General features: G+C 41.1%; 28 protein-coding genes and 1 rRNA gene. 22 read left to right on the top strand and 7 right to left on the bottom strand.

Features of this window, described 5'->3' with window-relative positions; genetic code table 11:
* The coding region (locus tag AOG27_RS20405) for a transposase (RefSeq protein ID WP_200909120.1) at positions 1-200 on the top strand (200 nt) is incomplete at its 5' end.
* Positions 201-827: 627 nt separating this feature from the next.
* Here the strand turns inward: AOG27_RS20405 and AOG27_RS20410 are convergent.
* The 3 genes from AOG27_RS20410 to hslR form a co-directional block, all read right to left on the bottom strand.
* A complete protein-coding gene (locus AOG27_RS20410; protein ID WP_054554837.1) occupies positions 828-2,366 on the bottom strand; it encodes a phosphoenolpyruvate carboxykinase in 1,539 nt (512 codons plus the stop codon).
* Positions 2,367-2,643: 277 nt separating this feature from the next.
* Positions 2,644-3,489 (bottom strand): Hsp33 family molecular chaperone HslO, encoded by an 846-nt coding sequence (gene hslO / locus AOG27_RS20415; RefSeq protein ID WP_054554862.1) that lies wholly within the window; start codon positions 3,487-3,489, stop codon positions 2,644-2,646.
* 12 nt (positions 3,490-3,501) lie between these two features.
* Entirely contained in the window at positions 3,502-3,924 is a 423-nt protein-coding gene (gene hslR / locus AOG27_RS20420; RefSeq protein ID WP_138601251.1) for a ribosome-associated heat shock protein Hsp15, read from the bottom strand.
* Between the two features lie 206 nt (positions 3,925-4,130).
* Between hslR and gspC the strand changes: the two genes are divergently transcribed.
* From gspC to AOG27_RS20485, 13 genes are all read left to right on the top strand, one after another.
* A complete protein-coding gene (gene gspC, locus AOG27_RS20425) occupies positions 4,131-5,072 on the top strand; it encodes a type II secretion system protein GspC (protein ID WP_054554839.1) in 942 nt (313 codons plus the stop codon).
* 22 nt (positions 5,073-5,094) lie between these two features.
* Positions 5,095-7,158: a type II secretion system secretin GspD gene (gene gspD, locus AOG27_RS20430; RefSeq protein ID WP_054554840.1), complete on the top strand. Its 2,064-nt coding sequence runs from the start codon at positions 5,095-5,097 to the stop codon at positions 7,156-7,158.
* Positions 7,151-8,716, top strand: coding sequence for a type II secretion system ATPase GspE (gspE, locus tag AOG27_RS20435; protein ID WP_054554841.1), 1,566 nt, complete (start codon positions 7,151-7,153; stop codon positions 8,714-8,716). The genes gspD and gspE overlap by 8 nt, the downstream gene beginning before the upstream one ends.
* Before the next feature lie 2 nt (positions 8,717-8,718).
* Complete coding sequence (gene gspF / locus AOG27_RS20440; RefSeq protein WP_054554842.1) at positions 8,719-9,954, top strand: type II secretion system inner membrane protein GspF; 1,236 nt, start codon at positions 8,719-8,721, stop codon at positions 9,952-9,954.
* 78 nt (positions 9,955-10,032) lie between these two features.
* Positions 10,033-10,452 (top strand): type II secretion system major pseudopilin GspG, encoded by a 420-nt coding sequence (gene gspG / locus AOG27_RS20445; RefSeq protein ID WP_054554843.1) that lies wholly within the window; start codon positions 10,033-10,035, stop codon positions 10,450-10,452.
* A 55-nt stretch (positions 10,453-10,507) separates the two neighbouring features.
* Positions 10,508-11,107, top strand: coding sequence for a prepilin-type N-terminal cleavage/methylation domain-containing protein (locus tag AOG27_RS20450; RefSeq protein WP_054554844.1), 600 nt, complete (start codon positions 10,508-10,510; stop codon positions 11,105-11,107).
* Positions 11,107-11,481 carry a type II secretion system minor pseudopilin GspI gene (gspI, locus tag AOG27_RS20455; RefSeq protein WP_054554845.1) on the top strand — a complete coding sequence of 125 codons (375 nt, stop codon included), beginning with the start codon at positions 11,107-11,109 and terminating at the stop codon, positions 11,479-11,481. The genes AOG27_RS20450 and gspI overlap by 1 nt, the downstream gene beginning before the upstream one ends.
* Positions 11,481-12,155 (top strand): type II secretion system minor pseudopilin GspJ, encoded by a 675-nt coding sequence (gene gspJ, locus AOG27_RS20460; RefSeq protein WP_054554846.1) that lies wholly within the window; start codon positions 11,481-11,483, stop codon positions 12,153-12,155. Before gspI ends, gspJ begins: the two co-directional genes overlap by 1 nt.
* Positions 12,156-12,166: 11 nt before the next feature.
* The gene (gene gspK, locus AOG27_RS20465; RefSeq protein WP_054554863.1) at positions 12,167-13,153 is read left to right on the top strand and encodes a type II secretion system minor pseudopilin GspK; all 987 of its coding nucleotides are present in this window, start codon (positions 12,167-12,169) and stop codon (positions 13,151-13,153) included.
* Positions 13,150-14,361 carry a type II secretion system protein GspL gene (gene gspL, locus AOG27_RS20470; RefSeq protein ID WP_054554847.1) on the top strand — a complete coding sequence of 404 codons (1,212 nt, stop codon included), beginning with the start codon at positions 13,150-13,152 and terminating at the stop codon, positions 14,359-14,361. The genes gspK and gspL overlap by 4 nt, the downstream gene beginning before the upstream one ends.
* Positions 14,358-14,831, top strand: coding sequence for a type II secretion system protein GspM (gene gspM / locus AOG27_RS20475; protein ID WP_054554848.1), 474 nt, complete (start codon positions 14,358-14,360; stop codon positions 14,829-14,831). Before gspL ends, gspM begins: the two co-directional genes overlap by 4 nt.
* Positions 14,832-14,834: 3 nt before the next feature.
* Positions 14,835-15,593 (top strand): type II secretion system protein N, encoded by a 759-nt coding sequence (locus tag AOG27_RS20480; protein ID WP_054554849.1) that lies wholly within the window; start codon positions 14,835-14,837, stop codon positions 15,591-15,593.
* Between the two features lie 19 nt (positions 15,594-15,612).
* Positions 15,613-16,227: a YecA family protein gene (locus AOG27_RS20485; RefSeq protein ID WP_054554850.1), complete on the top strand. Its 615-nt coding sequence runs from the start codon at positions 15,613-15,615 to the stop codon at positions 16,225-16,227.
* On the opposite strand, the gene AOG27_RS21825 is transcribed toward AOG27_RS20485, so the two are convergent.
* Positions 16,224-16,427 (bottom strand): hypothetical protein, encoded by a 204-nt coding sequence (locus tag AOG27_RS21825; RefSeq protein ID WP_054554851.1) that lies wholly within the window; start codon positions 16,425-16,427, stop codon positions 16,224-16,226. The genes AOG27_RS20485 and AOG27_RS21825 overlap by 4 nt on opposite strands.
* On the bottom strand, positions 16,427-16,786 hold the full coding sequence (locus tag AOG27_RS20495) for a hypothetical protein (RefSeq protein WP_054554852.1): 360 nt from the start codon (positions 16,784-16,786) through the stop codon (positions 16,427-16,429). The genes AOG27_RS21825 and AOG27_RS20495 overlap by 1 nt, the downstream gene beginning before the upstream one ends.
* 278 nt (positions 16,787-17,064) lie before the next feature.
* Between AOG27_RS20495 and ccoG the strand changes: the two genes are divergently transcribed.
* The 5 genes from ccoG to AOG27_RS20520 all read left to right on the top strand — a co-directional run bounded on the left by ccoG (position 17,065) and on the right by AOG27_RS20520 (position 21,358).
* Complete coding sequence (ccoG, locus tag AOG27_RS20500; RefSeq protein WP_054554853.1) at positions 17,065-18,495, top strand: cytochrome c oxidase accessory protein CcoG; 1,431 nt, start codon at positions 17,065-17,067, stop codon at positions 18,493-18,495.
* 65 nt (positions 18,496-18,560) lie between these two features.
* On the top strand, positions 18,561-19,535 hold the full coding sequence (locus AOG27_RS20505; protein WP_054554854.1) for a serine/threonine protein kinase: 975 nt from the start codon (positions 18,561-18,563) through the stop codon (positions 19,533-19,535).
* Positions 19,536-19,565: 30 nt separating this feature from the next.
* On the top strand, positions 19,566-20,189 hold the full coding sequence (locus tag AOG27_RS20510) for a thiol:disulfide interchange protein DsbA/DsbL (RefSeq protein ID WP_054554855.1): 624 nt from the start codon (positions 19,566-19,568) through the stop codon (positions 20,187-20,189).
* A gap of 17 nt (positions 20,190-20,206) precedes the next feature.
* The gene (locus AOG27_RS20515) at positions 20,207-20,845 is read left to right on the top strand and encodes a thiol:disulfide interchange protein DsbA/DsbL (protein ID WP_054554856.1); all 639 of its coding nucleotides are present in this window, start codon (positions 20,207-20,209) and stop codon (positions 20,843-20,845) included.
* Positions 20,846-20,905: 60 nt separating this feature from the next.
* A complete protein-coding gene (locus tag AOG27_RS20520; protein ID WP_054554857.1) occupies positions 20,906-21,358 on the top strand; it encodes a DUF523 domain-containing protein in 453 nt (150 codons plus the stop codon).
* A gap of 2 nt (positions 21,359-21,360) precedes the next feature.
* Here AOG27_RS20520 and trmA read toward each other — a convergent pair whose 3' ends face one another.
* The gene (gene trmA, locus AOG27_RS20525; protein ID WP_054554858.1) at positions 21,361-22,458 is read right to left on the bottom strand and encodes a tRNA (uridine(54)-C5)-methyltransferase TrmA; all 1,098 of its coding nucleotides are present in this window, start codon (positions 22,456-22,458) and stop codon (positions 21,361-21,363) included.
* Positions 22,459-22,622: 164 nt separating this feature from the next.
* Between trmA and AOG27_RS20530 the strand changes: the two genes are divergently transcribed.
* The gene (locus AOG27_RS20530) at positions 22,623-23,741 is read left to right on the top strand and encodes a DUF5610 domain-containing protein (protein ID WP_054554859.1); all 1,119 of its coding nucleotides are present in this window, start codon (positions 22,623-22,625) and stop codon (positions 23,739-23,741) included.
* A gap of 66 nt (positions 23,742-23,807) precedes the next feature.
* On the top strand, positions 23,808-24,602 hold the full coding sequence (murI, locus tag AOG27_RS20535; protein WP_054554860.1) for a glutamate racemase: 795 nt from the start codon (positions 23,808-23,810) through the stop codon (positions 24,600-24,602).
* Here the strand turns inward: murI and AOG27_RS20540 are convergent.
* Complete coding sequence (locus AOG27_RS20540; protein ID WP_054554861.1) at positions 24,565-25,044, bottom strand: RNA recognition motif domain-containing protein; 480 nt, start codon at positions 25,042-25,044, stop codon at positions 24,565-24,567. The two genes, murI and AOG27_RS20540, sit on opposite strands and share 38 nt — an antisense overlap.
* Positions 25,045-25,660: 616 nt before the next feature.
* Between AOG27_RS20540 and AOG27_RS20545 the strand changes: the two genes are divergently transcribed.
* A 16S ribosomal RNA gene (locus tag AOG27_RS20545) occupies positions 25,661-25,869 on the top strand; the annotation flags it as partial.

Consider the following 25,869-nt stretch of genomic DNA (forward strand, 5'->3'; position numbering starts at 1 on the left):
TAAAGCTCCCACCTTATTCACCAGAGCTAAATCCAATAGAGCAAGTATGGAGTTGGATACGACAACATTGTTTATCAAATAGAGTGTTTTCAGGCTATGACGAAATTGTCGATGAAGTTTCAAAGGCGTGGAATCACTTTATTTCAATCCCGGATCGAGTGAAGAAAATGTGCAATCGGGAATGGATTAAATTGATTTAATCTTTATGCGGAATGGTATTACAAGTTAGCAAGGGTAAAGTTGAACTGTGGGGTTGTTTAGTACAGAGTCATTCTAAGCTCACCCTGTTCATTCTCCAGGTAGGTTGGGTAGAGAGGAGCGAAACCCAACATAATCCATATGACCCTCTTCATAACCCATGGTTAAAAATTCTTAAAATCTCTACTGGTCTAACAGGTTAGCGATCTCTAAAACGGCTTATTTCACCTTGCGCTAATTCGTCTTTTATTAATGAACTTTACCTCTGCATTGTGCATGACGAATTACCACGCTGTTGGGTTTCGCTGCGCTCTACCCAACCTACGCCAGACCTTCAAGCTTTATCTTGCTAATAGACAACTCTGAAATGCCTTGGCAGGGCTTTATTGCTTAGGGAGACTCTTACCCAAAAAACCACACCGCGCGGCTGTTTGCTGACATCTGAAAGCTGATAGCTCTTTTTATGTTGGGTTTCGCTTCGCTCTACACAACCTACGCCAGGCCTTAAAACTTTCCCCTTGCTAACTCGCTAACTTTACTCTAGCAACTCGCAACTCATCAGCTTATGAACCAAAAACAAAAACGCCAGCATATAGCTGGCGTTTTTTAATCTGAGGGTAAGCTTGGTATTAAGCTTTTGGACCTGCTGATTTGATTGCTTCTGAAACATCGTATTTAGCGAAGTTTTCAGTGAAGTCAGAAGCTAGTTTGTTTGCATATTCTGCGTACTTCTCTTTATCTTCCCATGTATTGATTGGGTTAAGAAGTTGGCTGTCTACACCAGGAACAGCCACTGGTACATCTAGGTTTAGAACGTCGATGTGTTGAGTTTCAACATCTGCCAGTTTACCTGATACGATTGCATCAATTACAGCACGTGTAGTCGGGATATCGAAGCGTTGACCAGTACCGTAAGGGCCACCTGTCCAACCTGTGTTAACTAGGTATACTTTAGCGCCGAATTCACGTACACGCTTCATTAGAAGCTCTGCATAAACGCCAGCAGGACGAGGGAAGAAAGGAGCACCGAAACATGTTGAGAATGTAGACTCGATGTCGCTTGTAGAACCGATTTCAGTTGAACCGACTTTCGCTGTGTAACCGCTTAGGAAGTGGTATGCAGCAGCTTCTTCAGTTAGTACTGAAACTGGTGGTAATACACCGCTTACGTCGCATGTTAAGAATACAACGGCTTTTGGCTCACCAGCACGGTTTTCTACTTTACGTTTTTCAACGTGCTCTAGTGGGTAAGCAGCTCGGCTATTTTGTGTAAGGCTTGTATCATGGAAATCTGGTACACGGTTTTCGTCAAGTACCACGTTTTCTAAGATTGTACCGAAACGAATTGCATTCCAAATTACTGGTTCGTTCTTTTGTGAAAGATCGATACATTTAGCATAACAACCACCTTCGATGTTAAATACGCTACCAGGTGCCCAACCGTGCTCGTCATCCCCAATAAGGAAACGAGTAGGATCTGCAGATAATGTTGTTTTACCTGTACCAGATAGACCGAAGAATAACGCAGTGTCGCCTGCTTCACCTACGTTTGCAGAGCAGTGCATTGGTAATACACCTTTTGCAGGAAGTAGGAAGTTTTGTACAGAGAACATTGATTTCTTCATTTCGCCAGCGTAGCGCATACCAGCTAGTAGAACTTTACGTTGTGCGAAGTTAATGATTACAGTGCCGTCACTGTTAGTACCATCACGCTCTGGGTCACATACAAATGAAGGTACATTCATTACCTGCCACTCAGGGAAGTCTGCAGTATTGTATGTTTGAGGTTCGATAAACATGTTTTTGGCAAAAATATGATGCCATGCAGTTTCTGTTGTAACTACAACTGGTAAATAGTGCTCAGGATCAGCGCCAACTTCTAGGTGAGAGATGAAGTGGTCGTTGCTTTTCACGTGTTCTTCTACACGTGCCCATAACGCGTCAAACTTGTCTGCATCGAATGGGCGGTTAACGTTGCCCCATTGGATTTCGTTTTCAGTGCTTGGCTCTTGAACAATAAAACGATCTTTTGGAGAGCGGCCAGTGCGAGCACCGGTTTTAGTAACAAAAGCACCATTAGCGGCTAGAGTCCCTTCGCCACGACGAATAGCGTGTTCGACAAGTTCAGCTGCTGTAAGATCAACAAAACTAGTAGCGTTTGCAGTCATGTTTATACCTAAATTGTGAGAGATTGAACGGGATAGCTCTGGGGTTCTTAGTTTTCCCTTTTGCTAAAATAATAGTAACAGAAGGATTAGGGATATTCGAGTGTCTGAAGGGCCTAAAAAGGCATATATTTGGCAAAAAACATGAATAATTTCAATGATACCGGTGTCATAAAATGACGCATTTTCATGACACCGGTATCATTAGTTTTGATATTATTTTTAATAAAAAAGCCGCACTGATGGCGGCTTTGAATATAATAATATTTATTATGATGTATTAATTAAAAATGGCTTTAATATCTTGCTCGTTGAATATGTAATCTTTTAAGCAATAATGACAGCTAATTTTTACTTCACCATTTGCTTGCACGTCGGCAAGTAATTCGTTTTGACCTACATTAACTAGTGCAGCAATTGTTTTGTCTCTGCTACAACCACAACGGAAACTAATAGACTGTGGTTCGAATAACTGAGGATTATCTTCATGGTAAAGTCGAGTCAGCACAGTGTTAGCATCTAAACCTAGTAACTCTTCATCTTTGATTGTGTTGCTAATCGCTTCTAGATGAGTAAAGTCTTCTACCGACTTTTCTTTATTAACGGGTAATACTTGTAAGAATAAGCCAGCTGCTTTGGCTGTGTCTGCTGTTACTTCAGTTGCAAACCAAAGACGTGTTTTTAACTGTTCCGATTGCTCAAAATAGTTTTCAAGGCATTTATCTAAGCTATCGTGCTCTAACGGTACAATACCTTGGTATCGCTCACCTTTAGTTGGCGTAATTGTAATAACCATATAGCCATTACCAATTAAGTCTTTTATTGAGCTACCGGTTACTTCACCTTGAAGGCGTGCGATGCCTCGCATGTTTTGTTTATCGTCACCATTAATTACGGCATATTTTACTGGGCCATCGCCTTGTAGTTGAACGGCAATTTCGCCTTCAAACTTTAAAGTAGCCGTCAATAAGCAGGTAGCAACAAGTAGTTCACCTAATAAGGTTTGCACAGGTGCTGGGTAATTATGGTTTGCGATCATCTCTTGAAAAGTGTTTTCAATTTGTACGAGTTCACCACGTACATCGAGCTGATCAAATATATAACGATGAAGTAAATCTTGTTGCATGAGTTGCATTACCTAACTTGATTTCATTTTTAACAGTTCACGCCTTTGCTTTTTATCTGGTTTACGATCAGGATGTGGAGCAAAGAAGCTGTTGTTCTTACGGGCGATAGCATTTGCTTCGCGTTTCTCAATGCTTGCTTGAGTTTCTTGGTATAAGGTTTGTGCAATGGGGGCGCCTTGACGTTTTTCAAGGATCTTTTCAATTGTCACTACCTTTTCATCGACCCCTTGTAGTAGTTTAACTACTGCACCTACCTCGACAATTTTACTGGGCTTGGTACGTTGTCCATTATAATGCACTTTGCCACCTTGCACCATGTCTCTTGCTATTGAACGGGTTTTGTAAAAGCGGGCAGCCCATAACCATTTATCAAGGCGCACGCTTAATTCGTCTTGTTTGTCTTGTGACTTATGAGTGTTACCTTTTGACACAATTGTGCTCTTTTATAGCTGCTGATATATAGGCAAAATTTACCATGAAACTTAATCACAAAGAAACAGTCATAGTTATTCCTTGCAGCCCCTGTTCGTTGAATTTACCTTGTTTACAAAGTTTAATATACGTGTGCTTGTTGAATGAAAAATGAAAAGGTACTATAGGCCAGCTATCAAGCAGTAAATTAAAATAAGAAATAGAGTTTATGGATCAACACTTACAACAAGTTAAACAGTTTTTGAACGGCTTACCTCATGCCAAGCTAAGTGCATTTGTAGTGCTGTTAGTTGTTGTTTACATTGCTTTTTTGTCATCCAAGCTGTTTTGGCTTGTATGGCCAGAACCCGATACAAGCGCATTGCCAGTAACAGGTGTTAATTCCATGGCAAAGCGAGTTGAGACTGTCAGTTCTCGACAAATAATTGAGCAAAATTTATTCGGCAAAGTTGTTGTCGAAACTAAAAAGTCTGCCGCTAAACAAAATCAAGTCATTAACAACGCCCCTGAAACACGTCTCAGTATTAACCTAACCGGCATTGTTGCTGTAAGCCAAAATGACCAAGCAGGTCTTGCTATTATCGAATCTCAAGGAAAACAAGAAACCTATGTCGTCGATGATGCAATTAAAGGCACTCGCGCCAAGCTTGCTCAAGTATTACCTGACCGAGTAATTTTAGATGTTAGCGGTCGTTTTGAAACGTTAATGCTTGATGGTCTCGATTTTACGAAAACGGTGTCTATGCCAGTGTTAGCAGAGCGTGATGAATCAGAATTAACTGCAGGCCCTCAACTTGTCGAAAATAATGAAATAAATGCGACTGAAGATGAAGAGGTAAAAGAAGCGCTCATCGAAACGCGTGAAGAAGTATTAGACGATCCCGGTAAACTCTTTGACTACATTCGCGTCTCTCAAGCGATGGTTGATGGCGAGTTAGTGGGGTACCGCTTAAGCCCAGGTAAAGATCCTGCTTTATTCAAGCAAATGGGACTAATGAATAATGATTTAGCTATTGCGATTAATGGCTATCAATTAAATGATTTGAAACAGGCAATGTCAGCAATAAACGAATTACGAAATAGTACTGACGCAAGTATCACTATCGAACGCGATGGTGAGCAAATTGATGTGCAATTTAGCCTGCAATAACTAGCTTTGGAGTTTTTATAGAATGGTTCACGCGCTACACCTCACAAAAATCAAAAAAGGGTTAGCTAAATATGCAGCGCTTTTTTTATTAACAGGATTATCGCTTTCAGTTTCAGCTGTTGAGTATGCGGCTAATTTTAAAGGCACTGATATTAATGAGTTTATTAATATCGTTGGTAAAAATTTAAATAAAACCGTCATTATTGACCCAAATGTGCGTGGCAAAGTAAATGTGCGCAGTTATGAGTTAATGGATGAAAAGCTTTATTATCAGTTCTTTTTAAATGTACTTGAGGTTTATGGTTATTCAGCTGTAGAGATGGATAACGGTATTATCAAAATTGAAAAAAGCTCTGACGCTAAAAAGTCAAATGTACCGCTTATCACTGAGGATAACCAAGCCAGTGGCGATATGATGGTAACGCGAGTTGTACGTGTTAAAAATGTAAGCGTACAAGAGCTTGGCCCGCTAGTTCGTCAATTTAGCGATCAAAAAGATGGCGGCCACGTTGCTAACTTTAATGCTGCTAACGTGATGATGTTGACCGGCCATGCAGCGTCAGTTAACCGCTTAGTAGAAATTATCCGCTCTGTTGACCAGGCTGGTGACAAGCGTGTTGATATTGTAAAGCTTAAGTTTGCTACCGCAGATGATGTAGTGTCTGTTGTTGAGAATATTTATAAAGATGGCGGTAAAGGAAGCGTTCCAGAATTTCTAATTCCTAAAGTAGTTGCTGATGGTCGAACTAACAGTGTGATTGTCAGTGGTGAAGCGCAAGCGCGTACTCGTGCTGTTGAATTAATTAGCCGTTTAGATGGTGAATTAGAAAACCAAGGTAACACTAAAGTTATCTACCTTAATTACGCCAAAGCAGAAGACCTTGTAAAAGTATTGCAGGGCGTAAGCAAAACACTAGCAGAAGATGCGCAAGGCGGTGCAACTAAAACGCGCTCTCGTAATCAAAACGAAACAAGTATTGAAGCACACCCTGATTCAAATTCACTTGTTATTACTGCACAGCCTGACACCATGCGCTCGCTTGAGCAAGTAATTGAGCGTCTTGATGTGCGTCGTGCGCAAGTTTTAGTTGAAGCTATCATTGTTGAAGTTTTAGAAGCTGATGGTATCAACTTAGGCTTACAGTGGATTTCAGAGCAAGGCGGAATGATGCAGTTTAACAACGGCACAACAGTACCAGTTGGTTCGTTAGCCGTTGCAGCTGAGCAAGCACGCGATAAAACGATTGAAGGTACGGTTGTAGGTACCGAAACTGGTACAGTCACCAAGACTTCTGAAACACAAGAAGGTGACTTAACGGCACTTGCCTCATTACTAGGTGGTATCAATGGTTTAGCCATGGGGATTGTTAAAAACGATTGGGGTGCAATTATCCAAGCTGTTTCAACCGATACTAACTCTAATATTCTTGCTACGCCGTCTGTAACGACCATGGATAACGAAGAAGCATCAATGATTGTTGGTCAAGAAGTACCGATTATCACAGGTTCGCAAACAGGCTCAAATAATGCGAATCCATTCCAAACAGTTGAACGTCAAGAAGTAGGTGTAAAACTTAAAGTGACACCACAAATCAATGACGGTTCAGCAGTTCAGTTAACGATTGAGCAAGAAGTGTCGAGTGTGAGTGGTGCTACTGCGGTCGATATTTCAGTAAACAAACGTGCCATTAAAACCACGGTTATGGCTGATGATGGTGGTATGGTTGTACTGGGCGGCTTGATTGATGAAGATGTGCAAGAAAGTGTCTCTAAGGTGCCATTATTAGGTGATATTCCAGTACTTGGCCATTTATTCCGCTCAACCAGCACCAGTAAGCGTAAACGTAACCTGATTGTATTTATTCGTCCTACCATTGTTCGCGATGGCATCAGCATGAATAAATTAAGCCACTCAAAATATAACTTTATCCGTGGCGAACAACACAAACAAAAAGAAGATGGTATTGACTTAATGCCATTAGAAGATGCGCCAATTCTTCCAGAGTGGGATGATGCCTTAGTATTACCACCAACTTACGAAGAATATCTAAAACAACAAAACGCGAATGAGCGCAACGATGACTAATGCAATTTCTGAAATCAATGACGAGCTAGCATCAGACGTATCAGCTAATCATGATGAGCTGCTAACAAGCGATGATCTTGTTAGCTTGCCCACCAAGCGGTTGCCATTCTCGTATGCGCGTCGCACAGGTGTGCTGTTAGGTAAAGATCAAGACAACTGGACAGTTTATTACCGCGGTGAGTTGGATGTTAACGCTTTACTTGAGGTGCGTCGTATTGCGGGTCATGGTTTTTCGCTAGAACAATTACCTGATGATAAATTTGAGCTGTTGCTTGAGGCTTCTTATCAGCGTGATAGTTCTGAAACACAGCAAATGATGGAAGATATCGGCAACGAGGTTGATTTATTCTCGCTTGCAGATGAGTTACCGCAAACTGAAGATCTCCTTGCAGGTGATGATGATGCGCCAATCATCAAGCTGATAAACGCGATGCTCAGCGAAGCAATTAAAGAAGGTGCTTCAGATATTCATATCGAAACCTTTGAGCAAGAGCTGGTAATTCGCTTTAGGGTTGATGGCGTATTAAAAGAAGTTTTAAAGCCTAATCGTAAACTCGCTTCACTGTTGGTGTCGCGTATTAAGGTTATGGCGAAACTAGATATTGCTGAAAAGCGGATTCCGCAAGATGGCCGTATTAGTTTGCGTATTGCTGGCCGTGCCGTAGATGTGCGTGTATCGACTATGCCATCAAGCTTTGGTGAGCGTGTCGTGCTACGTCTACTTGATAAAAACAACGCACGCCTGAACCTAGAAGATTTAGGTATGACTGAGCGTAACCGTGAATTGTTTGCTGATTTAATCAGTAAGCCGCACGGTATTATCTTAGTAACCGGTCCTACGGGTTCTGGTAAAAGTACCACCTTGTATGCGGGTATGAGCCAAATCAACTCACGGGACCGTAATATTCTTACCGTTGAAGATCCAATTGAGTACGAGATCCCAGGCATTGGTCAAACTCAGGTTAATACCAAGGTAGATATGACCTTTGCCCGAGGCTTACGTGCTATTCTTCGTCAAGACCCTGACGTCGTAATGGTGGGTGAGATCCGTGACCTTGAAACAGCACAAATTGGTGTGCAAGCGTCATTAACCGGTCACTTGGTTATGTCAACACTGCATACTAATACAGCTGCTGGTGCTATCACGCGTATGGAAGACATGGGCGTAGAGCCTTTCTTACTGTCATCATCGTTACTCGGTGTATTGTCACAACGCTTAGTGCGTACTTTATGTAATAGCTGTAAAGAAGGTCACATTGCTGATGAGCGCGAGTGTCAGTTACTAGGTGTTAATCCTGCTGAGCCGCCAACAATTTATCGTGCAGTTGGTTGTGAAGAGTGTAACTTTAATGGTTATCGCGGTCGTACTGGTATTCATGAGTTGCTGGTTGTTGATGAAACAATTCGTGAAATGATCCACAGCGGTAAAGGCGAACAAAGTGTTGAGAAGTACATTCGTAAACATAGCCCAAGTATTCGCCAAGATGGCTGTAATCGCGTACTTGCAGGTCGCACTACCTTAGAAGAAGTCTTGCGTGTAACACGTGAGGAAGGTTAATCATGGCAGCATTTGAATACCGTGCCCTCGACGGCAGAGGTAAAGAGAAAAAAGGCATTCTTGAAGCCGATACGGTAAAGCAAATCCGCCAAACTTTGCGCGATCAAGGTTTAATGCCTTTAGAGGTCGTTGCTGCTGCAGAAGGTGAAAAGCAAGCGACTGGGGCAAAGGGCTCTTTATTTGGGAGTTTCTTTAAACCAAAAATTTCGACTTCAGATTTAGCATTAATTACTCGCCAGCTTGCAACCTTAATCCAGTCAGCATTACCTGTTGAAGGGGCTGTCATGGCAGTGGCTGAGCAATGTGAAAAGCCGCGTTTAAAGCGCATGCTTATGGCCGTGCGCTCAAAGGTTGTTGAAGGTTATACCTTAGCTGATGGCATGAGCGAGTTTCCGCATGTCTTTGATGATTTGTATCGTGCTATGGTGGCAGCTGGTGAAAAATCGGGTCACCTAGACCAAGTTTTAAATCGTTTAGCAGATTACACGGAACAACGTCAGCATATGCGTAGTCAAATCACACAGGCGATGGTGTATCCGACCATTCTTGTGGTGTTTGCTATTGCGATTGTGTCGGTATTATTAGGTACCGTGGTGCCAAAAATCTTGAAGACCTTTGAAAAGTCGAAACAAGTATTACCATGGACGACTGAATGGGTAATGGCCGCCAGTAATTTTGTGCAAAACTACTGGTTTATTAGTTTAGTCATTATAACCGTGTTAGCTGTGGCCATTAAGCAAGCGCTTAAACAGCCGCATATTCGTTACTGGTATGACGAAAAAGTGCTGCATTTACCGGGCATTGGTAAGGTAGCTCGCGGTGTTAATACGGCGCGTTTTGCCCGAACTTTAAGTATTTTATCGTCAAGCTCAGTGCCGCTACTTGAAGGGATGCGTATCTCTGGTGGTGTACTGGCTAACGAAAAAATGAAAAAGTCGGTGCAAGATGCTGCAACACGTGTAAGTGAAGGGGCGAGCCTTCGTGCTTCACTTCAACAAACCAAACTTTTCCCACCTATGATGCTACACATGATAGCCAGTGGTGAAAAATCAGGTGAACTTGAGCAAATGCTGGAACGTGCTGCAAATAACCAAGATCGTGAGTTTGAGAGCATGGTAAACGTGTCTCTGAAACTATTAGAGCCCGCGATGATTGCTTCAATGGCGGTAATTGTATTGTTTATTGTTATGGCAATACTACAGCCGATTATGGCAATGAATAAGGCTGTAGGTCTTTAAATTAGGGAACACTAGAGCAATTAGCAGCTAACACTGCCGCTCTATAATAAATTTTTGAAGAAAGTTAGAGGTATTTTTGTGAACAAACAGTCAGGTTTCTCATTACTAGAAGTCATGGTAGTACTGGTTATCATCGGTATGATCATGTCAATTGTGGCGCCAAATATCATGGGTCAGCAAGAAGAAGCTGCAATCGATAAAGCACACCTAGATATTCAACAAATTGAAGATGCGTTAAGCCTATACAAGCTTAAAAACAAAGCGTATCCAACCACAGAGCAAGGCTTAGAAGCGCTAGTGAATAAAACAAGCATTGAGCCAATTCCAAAGCGTTTTCCTGATGGCGGTTTCCTTGAGAAGTTACCAGAAGATCCATGGGGTAATCCTTACCAGCTAATCAGCCCAGGAGAAATCGGTAAAATTGATATCTTCTCAATGGGTCCTGATGGTGAAGCAGGTACTGATGATGACATCGGTAACTGGGATGAAGAAAAGTAATAATGCCTAAATTCAGCCAACTGAGCAAAGCTTATACACATCAAGGCTTACTATTATGGTAAGCCTTGGTCGTTTGCGTTTGGCTGGCCGTGCTAAGCACGCGAAAGGGTTTAGCCTCATCGAAATATTAATGGTGCTTGTGGTGATTGGTTTTGTCACCAAAATGGTTGCCTACAGTTTTGATGGTGGTGCTGAAGAAGAACTCGAAAAACAAGCGCTCAGATTACATACTACGATTAATATGGCGTCTGAGTTTGCGATTTTAAATCAGGTTGAGCTGGGCTTTCATCTTGACCAAGATACATTTGAATTTTTAGTTTTTGACGGTGATAAGTGGGTTACTTTTGACCGTGAAAAATTGTTTGCCCCAATTAAGGTTGATGAGCGCTTTGAACTCACTCTTAACCTTGATGATTTAGCCTGGGCACAAGATAACTTGCTAGAGCAGTCCAACTGGCGTGAATTAATGAGCGGTGGTGACGAAGACAGCTTACTTGAGCTGCAAAAGCTCAAAATACCGCAAGTCCTTATTTTATCTTCTGGCGAAGTCAGTGCGTTTCAATTGATTTACGAGCTTAAAGATGAGCGTGAACCACAGTATTTTATCGAAGGCGAATTTATGGCCCCGGTAAAGTTTCGTATGGAGCCTGAGTAATGAATAAGTCAGCAGGTTTTACCTTACTCGAAGTGATGGTTGCCTTGGCTATTTGTGCAATGGCCGGTATTGCCGCAATGCAGGCAACCGGTGAGCACATTAATCACCTATCGTCGATTGAAGAACAAACTTATGCTTCTTGGGTTGCCGAGAACGTAATGGTTGAGCAGCGCGCTAAAGGCGATAAATGGACAGGCAAAAGTGGCGTCAAAGGCACTGAAACACTCGCTGGTTTTGAATGGTACTGGCGTCAGGATGTGGTTCCTACTGCTGATAAAACCTTTGTAAAGGTCACCATTAACGTATTCGCCGATGAAAAGCTTGAATACCCAGTGTATGAGCTTTCTACTTATTTGAATAAAGGTGATAAGTAGTGAAGCAACGCGGTTTTACCTTACTTGAAGTAATTGTCGCCATGGGTATTTTAGCCTTTGTGGTGTTATCGACCCATCAAATTCTTGATTCGACAACCAAAGCAAAAGAAGCCTCAGACGAGACGATTGCTGAGTTAAATGGTTATCAAACCTTATTTCGTTTGATGGACCAAGATTTTAGTCAAATGACTAAGCGTCAGGTTCGAAACGAAGCTGGTGATTTTCAAGACACGTATGTGCTAGCTGGTCGTTATGTTCTTGATAGCCAATACGATGGCATTGGCTTTGTTCGTGATGGTTGGATTAACCCGATTAATCTATTACCGCGCTCTGAACTGCAAGCGGTTGGTTATCGCGTGATAGATGATAATCTTGAACGAGTGTATCGGGTGTATGTTGATCAACTAGATAACATGGAGCCGCGCTCACAAGTTATTTTAGAAGATATTGAAGATCTGAAGTTTGAATTTTTAGATGACAAAGACGAGTGGCAAGAGCAGTGGCAAATTAAAGCGCTGCCAAAAGCGGTTGCAGTCACTATTCAAAAAATAGAACAGGAGCCAATTCGTCGCGTGTTTTTGGTGCCAGGTGAGGGCAAAGTAACTACTCAAACAAATAATAGTAATAACGGCGCTAATGGTAATAACAATAATAATAGCGGAACGGGTGGCTAGTCATGACTACAATGAATCGCTCCAAAGGTGCGGCGCTTGTTATTGTGCTATTTATTGTGGCGCTGGCTGCGATGTTAGCCGTTGAGATGAGTGCTAATTTAATGGTGCAAGTGCAGCGTAGTAGCAATATTCAAAACCATCAGCAGGCTAAATGGTATGCCTTTGCAGCTGAAGAGCTGGCAATTAAAGCACTAAAACAAACTAAAAAAGATGATCCTGATAAAACGCATTTAGAGCAAATTTGGGCACAGCAGGGCGGGGTTCCTTATCCTGTTGATAATGGTACCTTAAGTGGCACGATTACTGATTTACAAGCATGTTTAAACTTAAATGCATTGCATGTAAAACCAGATCCGCAGACGGATCCAAATAATAAAACGAACCCAGCACATAAGGCATTGTTGGCATTATTAGAAAACATTGAGAATTTACCAACGGATGAATCAGAAGAAGCCATGGCCGATAGTGTGTTTGATTGGTTAGATGAAGATAGTATTACCTATCGCTCAGGTGCAGAAGAAGATGAGTATTTATCTCGACAATACCCATATATGACGGCAAATAGTTACTTTGCTTCGACCTCTGAACTTCGTTTGGTAAAAGGTTTTAACCCACTCGTTATGGAGAAACTCTTACCATTTGTGTGTGTTATTCCTGGCAGTGAGTTGCTGCAAATAAACGTTAATACACTACCTGCAGAAAGTGCGATTTTATTAAGCTCGCTTATTGATGGCTTAAGCCTTTCAGGCGCTGAAGCGGTATTATCATCACGTCCTCAAGATGGGTATGATGATTTAGAAGTTTTTTTTGAAGAGGTTAACCAACAAGGCGCACAAAACGTGAAAGCCGTTGAAAATCTATTCAGTATCAACAGTGAATATTTTAAACTACAAACGCAGGCTGAATTTGCAGAGTTGCGTTTTTCGATGACCACCTTACTCCATGCCACTAATGGTACAGTAACGATACTGGCGCGAAAATTTGGAGGCGTACAGTGACAGAGATATTGTTGATCCGTACGGGTCAAACGTTAAAAGACAGCCTTAACTGGCTAATTTACTCACCAATAGAACAAGAAATAATTGCCAGCGGTGAAATTGCCAATGCAACACAACTTGGTGAGCTAACAGAAAAAGCACAATCACGGGAAGTAGTCGCACTTTTACCAAGCGATCAGGTACAACTTAAAACAGTTACCCTACCAACTAAGTGGAACCGTAAGTTAGAGCAAGCACTTCCTTACATGCTAGAAGAAGAAATAGCCTGTGATGTTGATGACTTATTCATAGCGATTGCTGAGCCAACACTTGTTGATGAAAAGCACGCTATTAACATCGCGATGACCGATCGTGAATGGTTTGAGCAATGGCTAGCAGAGTTTAATGAGCATGGCATCGAAGTATATAAAATACTGCCGGATGCTTTATTGTTACCTGATGTTGATGACAACACTCAGTTACGCGCTATTGAGCTTAATGGCCAGTGGCTATGTAAACAGGGTAACTGGCATATTGCCGCTGTAGAGCCGAACTGGCTTGCTGGCTATTTAACAGCATTAGGTAACCCTGATGTTGCACACTTTAGCCCTGCAACGGCTTTTCCTGATACAGTTAACCTTAGTGCTCAAACGCAGCAATACGATTTACCTTTAGCCTTATTCGCTAAGCAGTTACCTGAAGTGAAATTCAACCTTCGCCAAGGTGTTTATCAGCTTAAGAAAAAATCAGCGATTTGGTGGGGCTATTGGCAAAAAGCAGCTATTGCAGCAGGTGTTGCATTAGTTTGCAGTGTTGGTGTTAAGTCGCTTGAGCTTTATAAGTTAAATAACCAGCTTGAAGCTGCAAAAGCAGAAGTGGTTGCTAATTATCAGCGTGCTTTTCCAAATAAAAAAGTGCGACCTCAGCTTATCCGTAGTCAAATTCGCAGCGAACTTGCATTGATAGAAGGTGGCAGCACTGCTGGCTTCTTAGATTTGACTAACGATCTTGTCTCGATTTTTAGTGAAGTAAACGACTTCACACCAGAAACGCTTCGCTACGATCAAGGTCGTAACGAATTACGTATTCGCGCGCGCGGCAAAGATTTCCAGTCCTTCAGTAAAGTAAAAGCAATTTTAGAACAGCGTGGCTTAACCGTAGATCAAGGCTCGCTGAACAATGATGGTGATTATGTCGTTGGTGAAATTAAGTTACGAGGTGCGGCATGAAAAACCAAATAATCAATTATTGGCGCTCGTTAAAAGAACAAGAGCAGCAACTTGTAATGGTTGCAGGTGGTGTGTTTGTTATTTTTGTGCTGGTTATGGGGGTCTTTCGTCCACTTAACGCTGCTATCGAAAAAGCAGAGCAAGACACAATAAAACAGCAAGAGCTGTTGGCGTGGGTTGATGAAAGTATTGTTAAACTTAAAGCGAGTGGTAATGCACGTAATACGAGCAGCCGTAGCTTAAGCCAAATCGTTAATAGCACCCGTAATCGTTATCAAATTATCATTAGCAAAATGCAGCCAAATGACAATTCACTTCGTTTAACTATTGACTCTGTTGAGTTTAATAACCTTGTTGAATGGTTAGATGAACTGGTTAATTCACATGGCGTGCTAATCGAAAATTTAGATTTAAGTAAAGATGACAAATCAGGCTTTGTGCGTGTAAGTCGTTTGGTACTAGAGAAGTAAACGATGAAAAGAGTTATTTTATTAATCACAGTGTTTGTGATGTGTTTTTTGGTGTTTACGCTGGTAAAAACACCCGCTGCCGTTGCACTTGATTTAGCCAAGCCACATTTACCAAAGCAATTACAATTAGGTAAAGCCAGTGGCACGCTATGGGACGGGCGCATTATGCAGGTACGTTTTGGTGGTGAGCAATTAAACAATGTGCGTTGGCAATTGTCGGGGTGGTCACTGTTTACAGGTAAATTAGTGGGTACGGTACGTTTTGGTGATCCTCGTGATAAAGCGGATATTTCAGGCCATGCTGATTTTTCTTACGGTTTATTTAACCAAGCGGTTACTGTGAAAAAGACCACTTTACGCTTAACAGTTGAACGTGCCATGCAACGTTTACAACTACCTTTGCCGATTAGTGCGCAAGGTCGTGTGATTGTAGATTTAGATGAGTACAGCTCAGGCGAGCCTTATTGTGAAAGTCTAAGCGGCGAAATTGCGAGCCCGAACATTGATGTGAAAGGAATGAGTAACTGGTTTAGCATTGGTCCTTTAAGTGGCCGTTTAAGCTGTAAATCCGGTGATGTAGCAGTACTTGTAGACCCTGAAAACCGTTTAGGGCTTGAAGCTGATGCAGTATTAAAAGCGAACCTAGACTTTAAAGTAGCTGGTTATATTAAACCTGAAGCAAGCTTACCGAAAGAAGTGCATGATGCTGCGAAGTTTCTTGGTCGTCCTGATAACGAAGGTCGTTATCCGCTTAACTTTTAAATTGGATTAATTGAATAGTATGCAATTACCTGAGTTTTCAAAGCAGCAAAGCGAGCTTTTAAGTCAGTTTTTAGCGCAGCATCAAGATGCGCTTAGCTTGGCGCAAACCCAAGGTTATTTATTTGCGGTGATCTGTGCTCCTGAGCCGCTTGATGTTCACCAGTGGTTAGAAGAAGTTGCACCTGGTTCTGATGGGCAAATGGATGAGCAAGTGCTGTTTGCATTTATGGCTTTATATCAACAGATCAGCGAACAAGTATTCGAGACGGGTTTTGCATTACCTGTGAGCCTACAGCTGAGCTCGCAAGGGCAACAATACCTAGATATTCAAGAATGTCAGCATTGGAGCCAAGGTTTTATGCATGGTGCGCAAGGTTACGTTAACAAGCTATTAAGCGCGCCACAGTTAGCTGATGAGTTAAAAGAAGCCTTGGCTACAGCTCTGCAAAGCTTAGGCTTTTTTACCTTTGAAGCGAGTGAAATTGCAGCCCTTGCAACTGATAATGGTTTATCAGAAGGGCAACTATGCCAGCAGCAATATGAAGTAATGAATGAATTCGCCGCTGGCTTTGCAGAGTTAATTGAAGTCGTTGCTGTAAATAGCCAACTATATAATGATGAGAGCTGGAACTAACCCAGCTCGAGTAGGATGTTTGTGCAACCTTTGGCACAGCATACAACGCCTTTACCTGGCTGATCAGTTTTCAAATCTAAGGTGAGGGCGCCTTTACACTCTTCGCAGTATAAGGTTTGACCCTTGCCCAGCTTCTTTAGCATATTACGTTGTTTAGCAAACGAGTCGCTGGTTTTTTTGTTTAAAGCAGAAAAGTCCATTACTTGTTTAGCCTTTCTTCAAGCGCATTCGAAACAATACTACAAACACGATTCAAGCGTTCGCCATAAAAGTACAAGTTAATATCTTTTTCACGGCAATAATGAAGGTGAAAGAGTTGTAGTTTATCGTCGGTAGTGAATGTGTCTTCAATATACTCAAGCTCTGAGTTTGATAAATTAAGTTGTGACTTAATATTATTTTTAGCCATATTAGCGGCAGGACTTCGGTTTACCTTACTAGCATCAGAAATCATACCGACTCCCTCACCTAGTAACCTGTCCCTAGGTTCTTTGATCAAAGGATGATCAATTGTGAAAAGTGCTAAAATTATAAGCACTAAGATGAGAAATTTTTTCATAGTCCAATAAACTTTGATCTGAATGAATAGGTGGTAGCTGCAAGTTTAATAAAATGGTTGTTTTAAAAGCAAGCAGATACGATTAAATAGTTAAAAGTTCGTATATGAAATCTAACCCTGAAATTTTCCATAGATTGAGTATAATGCAATATATAGATTTAAAGTTTCAGAAATCTTTGAACGTAATGAGATGTATTCTGATTTGCTTATTGGCACAGAAACCTCTTACTGAAAACATATGTTTGAGTATTATTTCCTAGTGGCGTTGAGGAATTTTAATGGATAATCAGATTAAGGTTAAAAATATCCCAACGGAAGTAAAAATCCAGAAACCGGAAAATGCTTCCCTCGATGATAGATTTAATCCACGTAACCGTATTTATGTTCGAGCTGTAACTGGCTTACACCAATTGTTAAGGCAGCGAATTGGTTTTATCGGCATGCTTGCATTTATGCTACTACCTTGGATCAACTTCCATGGCCAGCAAGCTGTACTGTTCGATTTGGTAGGGCAAAAGTTTAACATTTTTGGTTTAACGCTTTGGCCACAAGATCTGACTATCCTTGCTTTCATTTTAATGTTGGCGGCGTTTGCGTTGTTCTTAGTAACTACTTTCTATGGACGGGTTTGGTGTGGTTATACTTGCCCACAAACTGTTTGGACTTTCATTTTTATTTGGTTTGAAGAAAAGTTTGAAGGTACAGCTAATCAGCGAAAGAAACTAGATCAACGCCCGATGGACTTTGATAAGTTTTGGCGAAAAAGCGCCAAGCACGGTAGCTGGTGGTTATTCTCACTTTATACAGCGTTTACTTTTGTTGGTTATTTTACGCCTATCCGCCAGTTGCTACCTGATCTTTTTACCCTTGATGCAACAGCGTATTCGTATATTTGTTTAGCCGTATTTGCAGTCTGTACTTATGGTAATGCGGGTTGGATGCGCGAGATTATGTGTTTACACATTTGTCCTTATTCTCGCTTTCAATCAGCTATGTTCGATAAAGATACCTTTACCGTGAGCTATGATGAGGCACGTGGTGAGAGCCGCGGCCCACGTTCACGCAAGCAAGATCCAAAAGAGCTTGGCTTAGGTGATTGTATCGACTGTAACTTATGTGTGCAGGTGTGCCCTACGGGGATCGATATTCGTAACGGCTTACAATATGAGTGTATTAACTGTGGTGCATGTATCGATGCGTGTGATGGGGTGATGGATAAAATGAATTACCCACGCGGCCTTATTTCCTACACCACAGAACGCAACTTAGAATCGCCAGACAACAAAACACACGCACTGCGCCCTAAGTTAATTGGTTATTTAGTTATCTTAGTGGTGTTAACAGGGGCGCTGGTGGCAAATATTGCGATGCGTAAACCGATGGAGTTGGATATCATCCGTGACCGTAATCAGCTATACCGTGTTGACTTTAATGGCCTAGTTGAAAACACCTATACACTAAAAGTAATTAACAAAGCTCAGCATCAGCAAACCTTTAATATTCGTGTTGAAGGGCTTGATAACTTTGAGTACATCGGCAAACAAACATTCACAGTACCTTCTGGCGAATCTTATAATGTGCCACTGTCATTAGTTGTTGATCCTTATGATTTGAAAAAGCCAATGACGAAGTTTGAGTTCGTACTTTCTGTCGATGGTGAGCCAGATGTGCAGATTTCGCAGCCGAGTAACTTCTTTAAGGCGCGATAATTAAGTACACTGAGCGAATGAATAAAAAGCGGGATTTTCCCGCTTTTTTTATATGATGAGGCATTATGAGTAAATTTAGTTTTGTAGACCTTACACCCGATTCAATTTTAGATGCAGTTGAAAGTATCGGTGTTTATGCTGAATCAGGTCTGCTGGCCTTAAATAGCTACGAGAACCGTGTTTATCAATTTAAAGCAGAAGATGGCCATCGTTATGTTGTTAAGTTTTACCGACCAGAGCGTTGGAGTAAAGCGCAAATATTAGAAGAGCATGCCTTTGCATTTGAGCTTGCCGAGGCTGAAGTGCCAGTTGTTGCGCCTGTAATTATCGAAGGGCAAAGCTTATTTGAGCATAATGGTTATTTGTTTACGTTATTCCCAAGTGTGGGCGGGCGCATTTTTGAAGTTGATAATTTAGATCAACTCGATGTACTTGGCCGCTTAATTGGGCGAATGCACCAAGTAGCTAAGGCAAAGCCATTTGAACATAGGCCTGTAATCAGTTGCGAAGAATATCTTCAGACAGCTAAAGTTCAGTTACAGGCAAGTAACTTGGTGCCAATGACATTAGAGAACGCCTTCTATACAATTTTAGATTTGGTAATCAAAGAAACCACAGAGCAGTATAAAAATGTTGAAACTATCCGCCTGCACGGTGACTGCCATGCCGGTAATATACTGTGGTCTGGTGATGCGTTAATGTTTGTTGATTTAGACGACAGTCGACAAGGGCCTGCTATTCAAGATCTTTGGATGATGCTCAGTGGCGATCGTAACAACCAACTGTTACAGTTAGACACCTTAGTGGCTGCTTATGAAGAATTTTGTGACTTTGATCACAGCCAATTAAAGTTAATTGAGCCACTCAGAGCGATGCGCATGGTTCATTATATGGGCTGGCTTGCAAAAAGATGGGATGATCCTGCGTTCCCACGGAACTTTTCTTGGTTTGCTGAAGACAAATACTGGGAGCAGCAAATACTAGCGTTAAAAGAACAGCTTGCAGCGCTACAGGAAGCACCATTAAAATTATTACCATAAATTTTTAAAGTTAATAAAGACGAGAGAACAATGTTTAAAAAATTAAAGTTAAGTCTACTCATTTTATGTTTACCTTTTGCGGCACTTGCTGCTGATTTTGAAGCAGGTAATCAATACGAAGTATTAAAAGTTGAGAAAAGTGCAACACCTCAAGTAACCGAGTTCTTTTCGTTTTATTGTCCACATTGTTTTCAATTTGAACCAGTTGCAAAAGCACTTGCGTCTAAATTGCCAGAAGGCACAGAGTTTGTAAAAAGCCATGTTAACTTTTTAGGTGGTGTATCTAAGCAAACTCAAAGTAACTTAAGTTATGCCTACTTAATTGCTAAGCAGCATGGCAAAGCAGAGCAAGTTGCTGATCAAATCTTTAATAGCATCCACAGACAACGCGCTTTACTTAAAGACATGAAAGACGTTAAAGCATTACTTGCGACCAATGGTATTAGCAACGATGTGTTTGACGCTGAAATTGCAAGCATGCCAGTGATTAGTGCTGAAAAAGCGATGCAAGATAAGCAGCAAAAATATTCAGATATGGGCGCCCTTACTGGTGTACCAACTTTTATCGTCAATGATAAATATAAAATTAATTTAAACACCATCAAGAGCCAGCAGATGCTTGATGAGTTAGTCGAATTTTTATTAAAACAATAATTTTGGAGTAAGAAGTAATGATCAAGTTAGTAAAAGCTGTATTAATGGCTGCCACGCTAGGTTTAGCGGCAAATGCCTCAGCTGCTCAATATGAAGAAGGTAAGCATTATGAAACGATTGATGCACGCGCTTCTAAAAAGCCTGAAGTAAAAGAGTTCTTCTCATTCTACTGCCCACACTGTAATAACTTCGAGCCAGTAGTGAAAGAGCTTAAAACACTTCTTAAAGATGGCGTAAAGTTCAAAAAGAGTCATGTTGATTTTTCAGGTCCTCGTGACCCAGAAATTCAAACCATCTTAGCGCAAGGTTATGCGACGGCTAATGTGTTACCACAAAAAGACGCGTTAGTAGCCGCTGTGTTTAATCATATTCACGGTAAGCGTGCTCGTATTAACGAACTAGCTGATATGAAAGACATCTTTGTTTCACAAGGTGTATCGGCTGAAGATTTTGATAAGTACTACAACAGCTTCTCTGTACGTACTATGGCATCTAAGATGAAACGCGATCAAGAATATTACCAACAAAAAGGTGCTTTAAAAGGCGTTCCAACTTTTATTGTTAATGGTAAATACCGTGTAATCCTAGGTGCGGATTCAGGTATTAGCGATGCGAAGAGCATGGCAGACTTAATTAACTACCTAGCTGATAAATAGCTTAGTTAGTTGAATTTAATACAAAGCTCCGTTCGCGGAGCTTTTTTGTTGGTAAAGCAAATGCAAAAACTATTAGTTTCAAGCTGTTTGTTAGGAAATCCTGTTCGTTATGATGGGCAATCGCAAAATTTACTCCATCCTGGTTTAGAAACTCTTAAACAGCAAGGAAGGCTCGTTGCATTCTGCCCTGAAGTAGCTGGTGGCTTACCTACACCAAGGCCGCCTGCAGAAATCAAAGCGGGTAGAGTACTTACCAAAGATGCACAAGATGTCACAGTACAGTTTGCTTATGGCGCAGAACAAGCACTTAAGCTTTGCAAAAAGCAGGGCATTCGCTATGCGCTGTTAAAAGAATCAAGCCCTTCATGTGGTCGCAATACTATTTACGATGGTAGTCATTCAGGAAAGAAAATTTCAGGGATGGGATTAACTGCAAAGCTGTTAACCGACAATAATATAGCTGTATACAGCGAGCAGCAGTTGCCAGCGCTATTTGCTGCGCTGGCAGATTGATCTTATTTACGTTGTAAAAACACACCTGATTCGATGTGGTGGGTGTAAGGGAATTGGTCAAAAATCGCAAAACGTTTTACTTCATGGGTTTTGCATAAGTGATCAAGGTCACGCTCTAAGGTATCTGGGTTACACGAGATATAAATAATATTGTCGTAATTCGCAACTAGGTCACAAGTTAGTGTGTCCATGCCTGCACGTGGTGGATCTACTAAGATTGTTTGGCAGTTATAGCTTTTCAGGTCTATGCCATCTAAACGAGAGAAAGTACGTTCGCCTTTCATTGCTTGGGTGAACTCTTCACTCGACATACGAATGATATCTAAGTTCCCAACCTTGTTCTGTGCGATATTGTATTGCGCTGAGTAAACCGATGATTTTGAAATCTCAGTGGCTAATACGCGGTCGAATGAGCCTGCAAGAGCAATCGAAAAGTTACCATTCCCACAATATAACTCCAGTAAGTCATTATTGAGTGGTTGGCAAAGGGCTTGTGCCCACTCTAGCATCTTGATGTTTACTTTAGCATTCGGTTGCGTAAAGCTATTTTCGACTTGTTGATAAATAAGCTCTTTACCGTTTACGTTTAAACGCTCGATAACATAGTCATTACCAATCACTTCTTTTTGCTTACGAGCACGGCCAATAAAATCAATCTTAAACTGTGTGCTCAGTTTTGCTTTAAGCTCTTTAATTGCTTGTAGCCACTGCTCATCTAGTTGTTTGTGATACAACAAGCTAACAAGGATCTCGCCACTTAAGCTTGAAAGGTAATCGATTTGAAACAGCTTACGGCGCAGAACTTCATTGTCTTTTAAGTTTTCGATCATCGCTTGCATCACTTCACCCACTAAAGGTGCTGCAGGGTCAAACTCATCTACGCGGATCTTTTCTTTAGTTTGTTGATCAAACATGATGTGAAACAGGTCTTCACCTTCATGCCAAACACGAAACTCTGCACGTTGGCGGTAATGAATAGGATCAGAGCCGAACACTTCTAATTTTTCGACCCCAAAACGTCGAAACTGTGAGGTGATGCGCTGCTCTTTCTCACTCAATTGTGCATCGTATTGAGTTGTATCAATTTTTATAACCGCCATGGCTGATTACCTTTTATCTCTTAGCTTTATAACGGCGCTATTGTAGGGAGCGCTGAGGATTTGTCTAGTTTTGTTATTTATTTTAGTGTCGTTTTTTTATACAAAAAACTTAAGTTCTGTGGTTTTTGGCCGATAATGAGTTAACCATAACATGGAGTCGGATCATGAAAATTGGCAACCTTGGCTATATGCCTAATACAAATGTGAATAAATACAATGGTAAACAGGCACTGCAGCAGCCTACCATTCAAAATCGTCAAGATAGTTATCAGCAACGCGGCAGAGAGCTAGCTGCTAAAGTTCTTGATGATAAACTTGCTGAGGCACTAGGTTTACCTAAAGCCGAAGAGAAAAAAGATAAACCCTTGTTCGACTTTGAAGAGATCGTGAAAAACGTACTCGACTTTGTTGGCGGCGCACTTCGTAAAGCAAAAGCCGATGGTGCTGATGATGAAAAACTCAAAGGCATGCTAGGTGATGCACGTAAAGGTGTGCAAATGGGCATCGACGATGCGTATGATGAGCTTAAAGAGTCAGGTATTCTTAACGATGACATCGAAGAGGGTATCGAAAAGTCTAAAGAAGGTATCTTTAAAGGTATTGATGAATTAGAAGAAGACTTGTTCAATCCTAAACCTAATGCGGTTTCAGTAAGCCAAGCTCAATACATCAGTTTAAGTAATAACGCAGAGTACACTTTCACCACCGCTGAAGGTGATGAAGTCAGTATTAGCTTTGCTGATGCATACGAAAGTAAGTCTGCAAGCAGTTATAGCAAAAATGGCGACAACGAAGCCTTTGTCAGTGAGTCTTCGCAATCACGTGATTTATCATTCTCGATGTCGGTCAATGGTGATTTAAATGAGCAAGAGCAGCAAGCTATCAATGAATTGATGGAAGACTTGCAGAGTGTTAGCGAAACATTCTTCTCTGGTTCATTAGAAGATGCCTTTGAACAAGCTAAAGAGCTTAACTTAGGTAACGAGCAACTCGTTGGCTTTACGATGGATCTGAAACAAACCAAAACAGTAGCAGCGATTAAAGGCTATGAAGAATATAAACCAGCCCCTGAAAAAGAAGTTGCTGAGAAAATAGCGCCATTTAATGACGACTTGAAACAGGCGTTTAATAAAGCGGGTGACATTGGTTTGCAAAATGAACTGGCTGGCATCTTACAATGGTTAAACCAAGATAAAGAAGAAGTCAGTAAGCTGGTGGATTATACCAAAGCAATGTTTGAGCAAATGAATAAGCTTCGCTCGGCAACAGAAGAAGAGGCTTAGTCCTTTCTTTCTTTTTATAAAGCTGCATGGCAAACTGCTGACCTTTGATGATCCGAGGTAAGCAGTTTGTCAGTTCATATAATGGTGTTTGATTCTGGTATAGGTGGAACAACCGTACTTGAACAGATCCAAGTATTGATCCCAGATGCTGATTATAGTTATTTTATGGACAATGCTTTATTGCCTTATGGCGCGCAAAGTCAGCAAACGATCATAGCCCGCCTTTTTGCGCTACTACAGTTTATCGAAACAGCAAACTTACACGTTGATATCCTAGTTATTGCGTGTAATACCGCCTCTACCTCTGCCTTAGAAACTATTCGCCAGCACACAAATATAGAAGTTGTCGGGGTAGTACCTGCGATAAAACCCGCTTGCGCTATAAGTAACAGCAAACATATTGGTTTACTGGCAACACCATCAACCATCAAGAGTCGCTATACTGCAAACTTAATTAGTACTTATAGCCAAGACACACTAGTCAGCTTATATGGCTCAACTGAGCTGGTAGAAATTGCTGAAACACTATTTCATACGCAGAAAATCAATAAAGCAAAGCTTGAGAATGTATTGAATGATTTAGTGATAGCAGAAGATATAGATGTATTGGTACTTGGCTGTACACACTTTCCATTACTAGCCAGCGCGATTAGTGACTACTATAAACAACAGATCTTCCTTATTGACTCAGGCAAAGCGATTGCTAAGCGCGTTGAAAGTTTAATTGCTCTACGAGGCTTTACTCTTACTACAGATAAAAAAAAGCCGCTGCACTATTATGCAACGGCTCCTATTGGTCATTCGCAATTAAGCGTTGAGCTTATTACGCTGACTGATCAGATCCCTCACGAAAGCTGTTAGCTTCGTTCTCTTGTTTTTGTTTTGCTTCACGTACTTTTAAAGTACGTTGTTGGAATTCGCTATCATTTAATTGATTGATTGCTTTATCTGCATCAGCTTCAGCCATTTCAACAAAACCAAAGCCACGACGTTTACCTGTATTTTTATCTTTTAATAAACGTACATTGAAAACTTTGCCTTGTTCTTCGAATAAAGCACGAACAACACCTTCGTTAGCACGATAAGGTAGGTTGCCAACATAAAGTGTTTTTGTTTTTACTTCGGCCTCCTCACTTGACGCTGATGAAAGTGCTGCAATAACTAAAGCACCAATTAATAAGCCTGCACCAAATAGCAATGCTGGGTCTAAAGCTAAGCTTGCAAGTGCGAACTTAACAACCACAAAACCTAAAACAGCAAGAATAACGGAGAAAAGTAAAGATTTTTGATCGGGTAATTTCATTTTGATCTACCAATAAACAAGAAATAAACATTAATTTAACATTGTGAACTTGCTATCTTAACGAGTTAAATGAACATAGCAATGAAATTTGTATTAAATTATGAATATTGGCTTAAAAAACAGCCATAATAGCGACCGTTTTTGCTGTTTTCGGTAAATTTAGTTCGCTTTTTGAGCGAACAGTAAAAAGATCGAAAAAAAGTGTTGATCTGTTTTTGGATCTCCCTATAATGCGACCCCACTGACACGGCGGGCAGCAACGAAAGATGCTGAACAACGTAGCAGAGAGTTAAGTAAAACTTCGGTTTCAAATAATCGAAAGAAAGTTTGAAATTAAGTGTTGACTCGAAAAATTAAGGATGTATTATACGCATCCCTGGCGACAACGTCGCAACGTTCTTTAACAATATAAAGCAATCATCTGTGTGGGCACTCGTACAGATTGAGTTCTAACAGCGAAGCTTAGTTTACTAAGTAACGCAAACAAATTTAGAGTCTCAAATGTAACTGAGTGACTATATAGTCAATTCGTTTTGATTTTACTTTTTAAAAAGTAGAAACAAACAATCAGAATTCATTGAGCATGGTTTGAAGTTTACTTCAAACAAAAAACTTTTAATTGAAGAGTTTGATCATGGCTCAGATTGAACGCTGGCGGCAGGCCTAACACATGCAAGTCGAGCGGAAACGAAGAGGTGCTTGCACCTCTGGCGTCGAGCGGCGGACGGGTGAGTAATGCTTGGGAATATGCCTTATGGTGGGGGACAACAGTTGGAAACGACTGCTAATACCGCATGATGTCTACGGACCAAAGTGGGGGACCTT

This window comes from Pseudoalteromonas lipolytica (assembly GCF_001306915.1).
Lineage (GTDB): Bacteria > Pseudomonadota > Gammaproteobacteria > Enterobacterales > Alteromonadaceae > Pseudoalteromonas > Pseudoalteromonas simplex.

What these genes read in the sequence shown, in the direction of transcription:
- ccoG (WP_054554853.1), top strand. Translation starts at nt 17,065, where the DNA reads ATGGATAATCAGATTAAGGTTAAAAATATCCCAACGGAAGTAAAAATC.
- gspC (WP_054554839.1), top strand. Translation starts at nt 4,131, where the DNA reads ATGGATCAACACTTACAACAAGTTAAACAGTTTTTGAACGGCTTACCT.
- AOG27_RS20485 (WP_054554850.1), top strand. Translation starts at nt 15,613, where the DNA reads ATGCAATTACCTGAGTTTTCAAAGCAGCAAAGCGAGCTTTTAAGTCAG.
- hslO (WP_054554862.1), bottom strand. Translation starts at nt 3,489, where the DNA reads ATGCAACAAGATTTACTTCATCGTTATATATTTGATCAGCTCGATGTA.
- AOG27_RS20510 (WP_054554855.1), top strand. Translation starts at nt 19,566, where the DNA reads ATGTTTAAAAAATTAAAGTTAAGTCTACTCATTTTATGTTTACCTTTT.
- AOG27_RS20495 (WP_054554852.1), bottom strand. Translation starts at nt 16,786, where the DNA reads ATGAAAAAATTTCTCATCTTAGTGCTTATAATTTTAGCACTTTTCACA.
- AOG27_RS20480 (WP_054554849.1), top strand. Translation starts at nt 14,835, where the DNA reads ATGAAAAGAGTTATTTTATTAATCACAGTGTTTGTGATGTGTTTTTTG.
- AOG27_RS20530 (WP_054554859.1), top strand. Translation starts at nt 22,623, where the DNA reads ATGAAAATTGGCAACCTTGGCTATATGCCTAATACAAATGTGAATAAA.
- AOG27_RS20520 (WP_054554857.1), top strand. Translation starts at nt 20,906, where the DNA reads ATGCAAAAACTATTAGTTTCAAGCTGTTTGTTAGGAAATCCTGTTCGT.
- AOG27_RS20515 (WP_054554856.1), top strand. Translation starts at nt 20,207, where the DNA reads ATGATCAAGTTAGTAAAAGCTGTATTAATGGCTGCCACGCTAGGTTTA.
- gspF (WP_054554842.1), top strand. Translation starts at nt 8,719, where the DNA reads ATGGCAGCATTTGAATACCGTGCCCTCGACGGCAGAGGTAAAGAGAAA.
- gspI (WP_054554845.1), top strand. Translation starts at nt 11,107, where the DNA reads ATGAATAAGTCAGCAGGTTTTACCTTACTCGAAGTGATGGTTGCCTTG.
- gspK (WP_054554863.1), top strand. Translation starts at nt 12,167, where the DNA reads ATGAATCGCTCCAAAGGTGCGGCGCTTGTTATTGTGCTATTTATTGTG.
- AOG27_RS20450 (WP_054554844.1), top strand. Translation starts at nt 10,508, where the DNA reads ATGGTAAGCCTTGGTCGTTTGCGTTTGGCTGGCCGTGCTAAGCACGCG.
- gspD (WP_054554840.1), top strand. Translation starts at nt 5,095, where the DNA reads ATGGTTCACGCGCTACACCTCACAAAAATCAAAAAAGGGTTAGCTAAA.
- AOG27_RS21825 (WP_054554851.1), bottom strand. Translation starts at nt 16,427, where the DNA reads ATGGACTTTTCTGCTTTAAACAAAAAAACCAGCGACTCGTTTGCTAAA.
- AOG27_RS20505 (WP_054554854.1), top strand. Translation starts at nt 18,561, where the DNA reads ATGAGTAAATTTAGTTTTGTAGACCTTACACCCGATTCAATTTTAGAT.
- AOG27_RS20410 (WP_054554837.1), bottom strand. Translation starts at nt 2,366, where the DNA reads ATGACTGCAAACGCTACTAGTTTTGTTGATCTTACAGCAGCTGAACTT.
- gspE (WP_054554841.1), top strand. Translation starts at nt 7,151, where the DNA reads ATGACTAATGCAATTTCTGAAATCAATGACGAGCTAGCATCAGACGTA.
- gspM (WP_054554848.1), top strand. Translation starts at nt 14,358, where the DNA reads ATGAAAAACCAAATAATCAATTATTGGCGCTCGTTAAAAGAACAAGAG.
- trmA (WP_054554858.1), bottom strand. Translation starts at nt 22,458, where the DNA reads ATGGCGGTTATAAAAATTGATACAACTCAATACGATGCACAATTGAGT.
- AOG27_RS20540 (WP_054554861.1), bottom strand. Translation starts at nt 25,044, where the DNA reads ATGAAATTACCCGATCAAAAATCTTTACTTTTCTCCGTTATTCTTGCT.